This is a genomic window from Protofrankia sp. Cas8 (genome assembly GCF_963555845.1).
GTDB lineage: Bacteria > Actinomycetota > Actinomycetes > Frankiales > Frankiaceae > Protofrankia.
The window spans coordinates 1-5590 of sequence record NZ_CAUVXI010000281.1 but is presented as its reverse complement, the minus strand read 5'-3'; the positions used below and the strand labels follow the sequence as shown (position 1 = coordinate 5590).

Annotated in this window: 3 protein-coding genes and 1 pseudogene; 3 read left to right on the top strand and 1 reads right to left on the bottom strand. The window is 69.0% G+C overall.

The features are described from left to right. From U9977_RS25225 to U9977_RS25215, 3 genes and pseudogenes are all read left to right on the top strand, one after another. A pseudogene (locus U9977_RS25225) lies at window positions 1–299 on the top strand (hypothetical protein); the annotation flags it as partial. 47 nt (window positions 300–346) lie between these two features. After that, window positions 347–2959 carry a helicase-associated domain-containing protein gene (locus U9977_RS25220; protein ID WP_322751776.1) on the top strand — a complete coding sequence of 871 codons (2613 nt, stop codon included), beginning with the start codon at window positions 347–349 and terminating at the stop codon, window positions 2957–2959. 235 nt (window positions 2960–3194) lie between these two features. Continuing rightward, the gene (locus U9977_RS25215; RefSeq protein ID WP_322751775.1) at window positions 3195–4841 is read left to right on the top strand and encodes a DNA repair helicase XPB; all 1647 of its coding nucleotides are present in this window, start codon (window positions 3195–3197) and stop codon (window positions 4839–4841) included. 74 nt (window positions 4842–4915) lie between these two features. Here U9977_RS25215 and U9977_RS25210 read toward each other — a convergent pair. Next, window positions 4916–5590 (bottom strand): Uma2 family endonuclease (locus tag U9977_RS25210; protein ID WP_322751774.1); only part of this gene is annotated, 675 nt, incomplete at its 5' end.

Below are 5590 nucleotides of genomic sequence, written 5' to 3'. Positions count from 1 at the left end.
CAGCGGACGAGATCGACGCGATTGCCAGGGCGGTCTTCGCGAGCCCGCTGGTCGCGCTCGTCCCAGCGGGCCGGCTGCAGGTGACCTCGATCATAATTTCGACCGGCCCGCCGGACTGGGCCTTCGCAGCGCTCCTTCCACGCGAACTTGATCTTGATCCGGCGGTGGCCGTGCTCCGGTTCGATGTCAGCGGTGGCTGGGTTCTCGATCAGGTGGGCACGGCCGAGGTCGGTGTCGGCTTGTTTTCCCCACGGGTTTCCCCACCGGTGGTCGACGAATCTGACCACGACAGGCGGTAGGGCGTGCCGGACCCTGCACCTGGCCGGCTACCGTTGTGAGGGTGCCCATGCCGGCGGATGGCCCTGACGTCTCCTCCACCCTGGCCGGGTGGTTGCGGGGCCTTTCGGACGACGCGCTCACCCGGCTGCTCGCTCTGCGTCCGGATCTGGCCACGCCGCCGCCGCCCGACTTCGACATCCTCGCCGCCCGCCTGGAAATTCGCGTGAGCGTGACCCGCGCGCTTGAGCGGCTTGACACGTTCACCCTTGAGGTCTGCGAGGCGTTGACGCTGCTTCCATCGCCGGTGAGTGCCGAGGACCTCGTCAGGTTCTGCGGGGCCTCGGATGTGGCAGTGCCCGTGGCGACATTGCGTGAACGTGCACTGATCTGGGGGGATGACAGTGCCATCCGGCTTGTCGCAATGGTCCGCGACCTTGTCGGTGAGCGTCCACTCGGTCTAGGTCGGCCGTTACGTGCCTGCCTGTCCGGGCACCGGCACACCCATCTCGCCCGGCTCGCGCTGGCGATCGGGGTCACTGCCCAACGTGATCGCGATGGAGCCGTGCGCGGCTCTTTCCTCGACGAGCTCAGCGCTGCACTGGCCGCACCGGAGCGGGTGGCGACCCTCGTCCAGGAGTGCGGTCCGCGGGCCCGTCAGCTCCTTGATCGGCTCGCCGCCGGGCCGGCGCTCGGGCACACGGGCGACGCGAGACGGCTGCTCCATGCGTCTGACGCCCGCACACCCGTGGAGCAACTGCTTGCTCGGGGTCTGCTGGTCGGCGTCGAGGAGACCATGGTTGAGCTTCCCCGGGAGGTCGGGCTTACCCTGCGTGGTGACCGTCCGGCCGGGACGTTGCATCGTGAACCGCCTGCGCTCACCGGCAAGACTATTGATCGTGGCCAGGTTGACGGCGCGGCCGCCCTCGCCGCTGACACAATGATTCGTCTGGTGACGGCGCTGTTGGAAGCCTGGGGTGCAACCCCGCCCATCCCGTTGCGCACGGGCGGTCTGAGTGTCCGGGACTTCCGCGCGGCAGCGAAGCTTCTCGACGTCGCCGAACCGGCCGCGGCGCTGGTGATCGAAATCGCCTATGCGGCGGGGCTGGTCGACAACACTCCCGGCACGGATGTCATGATCATGCCAACGACCGCCTACGACCGGTGGTGCGTGGAGACCCCCGCGATGCGCTGGGCCACGTTGGTCCAGGCGTGGCTGGGCTCCCCCCAGGTGCCCGGTCTGGTGGGGGAGCGCGACGACAAGGGCCGTCAGGTTGCCGCGCTCTCCATGGAGCTGCGCCGCCAGAGCGCGCCGGAGCTGCGCCGCCTCGTGCTCGACGCCTTCGCGGCAGCTCCGGCGGGCCTTGCGCCGACATCCGAGTCGGTGCGCGCACTGCTTGCGTGGCGGCTACCCCGCCGGGGTGGGCCGTTGCTGGACCGGATGGTCGACTGGACGTTCGCCGAGGCGGATCTGCTGGGTGTCACCGGACGTGGCGCGCTGTCAGCGGCCGGGCGGGCGCTGGTCGGTGGCGAGGCGACTGACGCGGACGGCGCCCGCCGCTTCGACCTCGCTGCCGCGCTCAGTCCGATGTTGCCTGAGCCCGTCAGTGAACTGCTGGTACAGGCCGACCTCACCGCGGTGGCGCCAGGTCCCCTGGTGCCGGAGATCGCCGCGGAGCTCGCCCAGATGGCCGATGTCGAGTCGTCCGGCGCGGCAACGGTCTTCCGGTTCTCCGAAGCGTCCCTGCGGCGTGCTCTGGACGCCGGTCGGGTCGCCGAGGACATCCGCGACTTTCTTGCCCGCGTCGCCCGCGGGGACGTCCCGCAGGCGCTGGACTACCTCGTGGATGACGTCGCCCGTCGTCACGGCCGGTTGCGGGCGGGGCCGGCTGCGGCCTATCTGCGCTGCGACGACACCGCGGTGCTCTCCGAGGTGGTCGCGTCGCGGCGGACCCAGGCCCTCGGGCTGCGGCGGGTCGCGCCCACCGTGGTGATCTCATCGCTACCCATGCCCAAGTTGCTGGAGGGCCTGCGCGCGGCGGGGTTCGCCCCGGTCGGTGAAGGACCGGACGGACGCGTGGTACTGAGCCGACCGGAGGTGCACAGAACGCCCGGCCGTCCGCGCCCGAGCACCGCGGACGCCGCGGGTGCCCGCAACGAGCAGGTCCGGGGCGTGGTGCGGATGATCCGTCGGGGGGACGACAGCGCCCGGGCGGCCCGGGCAGCCAGCGCTGCGATCGGCTCCGTGTCCGACGGGATGCTGCGATCAGCTCCGCTGATGTTGCTGAGCCTGCAGGGAGCGGCACGCAGCGGCCGGCGCATACTGCTCGGGTATGTTGACCAGCAGGGAAAGTCTAGTGAACATATTGTTCGTCCGATGATTGTTGACGGGGGCTGGGTGACCGCGTGGGATGAGCGTGCTGCGGCGACCCGGCGCTTCGCGTTGCACCGTGTCACCGGCGTGCTGGATGTCGAAGATGTGCTCCCGGCCGGTGGGGCCGCCGGTTACGACTGGTCGTATGAGTTGGGTGTCGCGGGCGCCATGCCGGGCACTACCGGTGGCGACCTGGCCGGTGCCCTTGCGAGCGCCGGCACAGGCACAGGCGCTGTTGGGCCGATGTCCGTACCGGACCAGCAATACCCTGAATTCGTGGATCCGGAGGACGTTGCCGACCTGCCATGACGGTAACCGGTTCGATGGCCGGTACCTCGCGGGGCAGCCGTCGCGGCCTGCGGCGAATATGCGAGAATCGGCAGACTGGTTCGATCCGGGTTGGTACGGCCGACGAATGTCGCCGCAGGTCGGTAGGTCGGTAGGTGGCAGATCGCTGCGCGACCCGATGGAATCTCAGGGTGTGCGATCATGGCCTTCATTGCGCGTCCAGAGGCCGCGAGGAATCGTGAGAGGACGGTGAGAAGTGGCCGATGGACCGTTGATCGTCCAGTCTGACAAGACCCTGTTGCTGGAAGTCGACCATCCGCTGGCTGGCGAGGCGCGGGCCGCGATCGCCCCGTTCGCGGAGCTGGAACGCTCCCCCGAGCACGTCCACACCTACCGGGTCACGCCGCTGGCGCTCTGGAATGCCCGGGCTGCCGGTCACGACGCCGAACAGGTCGTTGACGCACTCGTCCGCTTCTCCCGTTACGCGGTCCCGCACGCGTTGCTGGTCGACGTCGCCGACACCATGGACCGTTACGGTCGGCTACGGCTGGAGAACGACCCGGAGCGAGGCCTGGTCCTGCGGACCGTCGATCGCGCGGTGCTCACCGAGGTCGTCCGGTCCAAGAAGGTCGCGCCGCTGCTGGGTCAGCGTCTGGATGAGGACACCGTCGCGGTGCACCCGTCCGAGCGGGGACGGCTCAAGCAGGCGTTGCTCAAGATTGGCTGGCCGGCCGAGGACCTCGCCGGGTATGTCGACGGCGAGGCACACCCGATCGAACTGCGCCAGGACGGCTGGGAGCTGCGCGGGTACCAGAAGGGCGCGGTGGCGGGGTTCTGGGAGGGTGGTTCGGGCGTGGTGGTGCTGCCCAGCGGTGCCGGCAAGACCATCGTCGGTGCCGCGGCCATGGCCCATGCCGGTACTACCACCCTCATCCTGGTCACCAACACGGTGGCCGGCCGGCAGTGGCGTACGGAGCTGCTGAAGCGGACATCACTCACCGAGGACGAGATCGGCGAGTACTCGGGTGAACGCAAGGAGATCCGACCCGTCACGATCGCCACATACCAGGTGATGACCGCCCGTCGCAAGGGCGAGTATCTGCATCTGGACCTGTTCGGCGCCCGCGACTGGGGTCTGATCGTCTACGACGAGGTGCACCTGCTGCCGGCGCCGGTCTTTCGGATGACCGCCGACATCCAGTCCCGGCGGCGGCTCGGCCTGACCGCCACGCTGGTCCGTGAGGACGGTCGGGAGGGCGACGTCTTCTCCCTGATCGGCCCCAAGCGGTACGACGCGCCGTGGCGGGAGATCGAGGCCCAGGGCTGGATCGCCCCGGCCGAGTGCACCGAGGTGCGGGTGACCCTCACCGAGGACGAGCGGATGGCCTACGCCGTTGCGGAGGCCGAGGAGCGCTACCGGATGTGCGCCACCGCGTACAGCAAGCGTGCGGTCGTGCAACGGTTGGTTGAACGGCACGCAGGGGATCGGGTGCTCGTCATCGGTGCCTACCTTGATCAGCTTGATCAGCTTGGCGAGCTGCTCGGTGCCCCGGTCATCCAGGGGTCGACCCGTAACCGGGAACGTGAGCGTTTGTTCGAGGCGTTCCGCAGTGGGGAGATCCGGACCCTGGTTGTTTCAAAGGTCGCCAACGTGTCGATCGACCTGCCCGAAGCGGGGGTCGCCATCCAGGTCAGCGGTACCTTCGGGTCACGCCAGGAGGAGGCGCAGCGCCTCGGGCGGGTGTTGCGCCCCAAGGCGGACGGCCGCGGCGCGCATTTCTACACGGTGGTCTCCCGGGACACCATCGACCAGGAGTACGCCGCGCACCGCCAGCGCTTCCTGGCCGAGCAGGGCTACGCCTACACCATTGTCGACGCCGACGATATTCCCGACCCGACATAGCCGTCCCGACCCGACATAACCATCTAAAACCGACATAGCCGTCCCGACCCGACATAACCATCCGGTGGGAGGCGTCACTCTGGATGCGGGGGGTCGATCAGGGTTGCCGGGATGATCGTGCAGGCGACCGGGCTGGTCACGCTGAGTTCCTGCTGCCCGGTCGCGGACCCGACCTGAACATAGGCTCCGTTGACGAGATCGTAGGCGTCGATAGCCGGGGTGTCGGGGTCGACCAGCCAGCAGCTGGGGACGCCGCGGTCGCGATAGACGTCGAACTTCAGGGTCCGGTCGTAGCGCCGGTTGCTGAGCTCGGCGACCTCAACGACCAGCAGGGGCAGATCGGTGATGCGGCGGGGACGGTCGTCGTCGCCCGCCGCCGCGACGATGATGTCGGGAACGATCTCGCTTCGGGGCTCGATCCGAAGGCTCACCCCCCGGGTGTGGACGCGCATGTGCGCGGGGGTCACCTCGACGAGTAGCCGGACGAGACGCTTGGTCACCCTGGTCTCCAGCGGCGTCGGCCACGCACGGACCAGGCACATCCCGTCGATGAGGTCGAAGCGCGGATCCTCAAGGCCGAACTCGTCGAGGTCTGCGACGGTGAGCGGGGGGGCGGGCAGCACCATGGTGGGGCGGCGCGAGCGTGGCGTGGAACCAGGCTGGATCACGCCAGTAATGGTGCCGCTTCCAGCTGCGACTGTCGAAACCTTCACCCTCGGCGACCAGATTCTGTGGTCTGTGGCCCGCAC

Coding starts and splice junctions, on each gene's coding strand:
- U9977_RS25220 (WP_322751776.1), top strand. CDS start 347: ATGCCGGCGGATGGCCCTGACGTCTCCTCCACCCTGGCCGGGTGGTTG.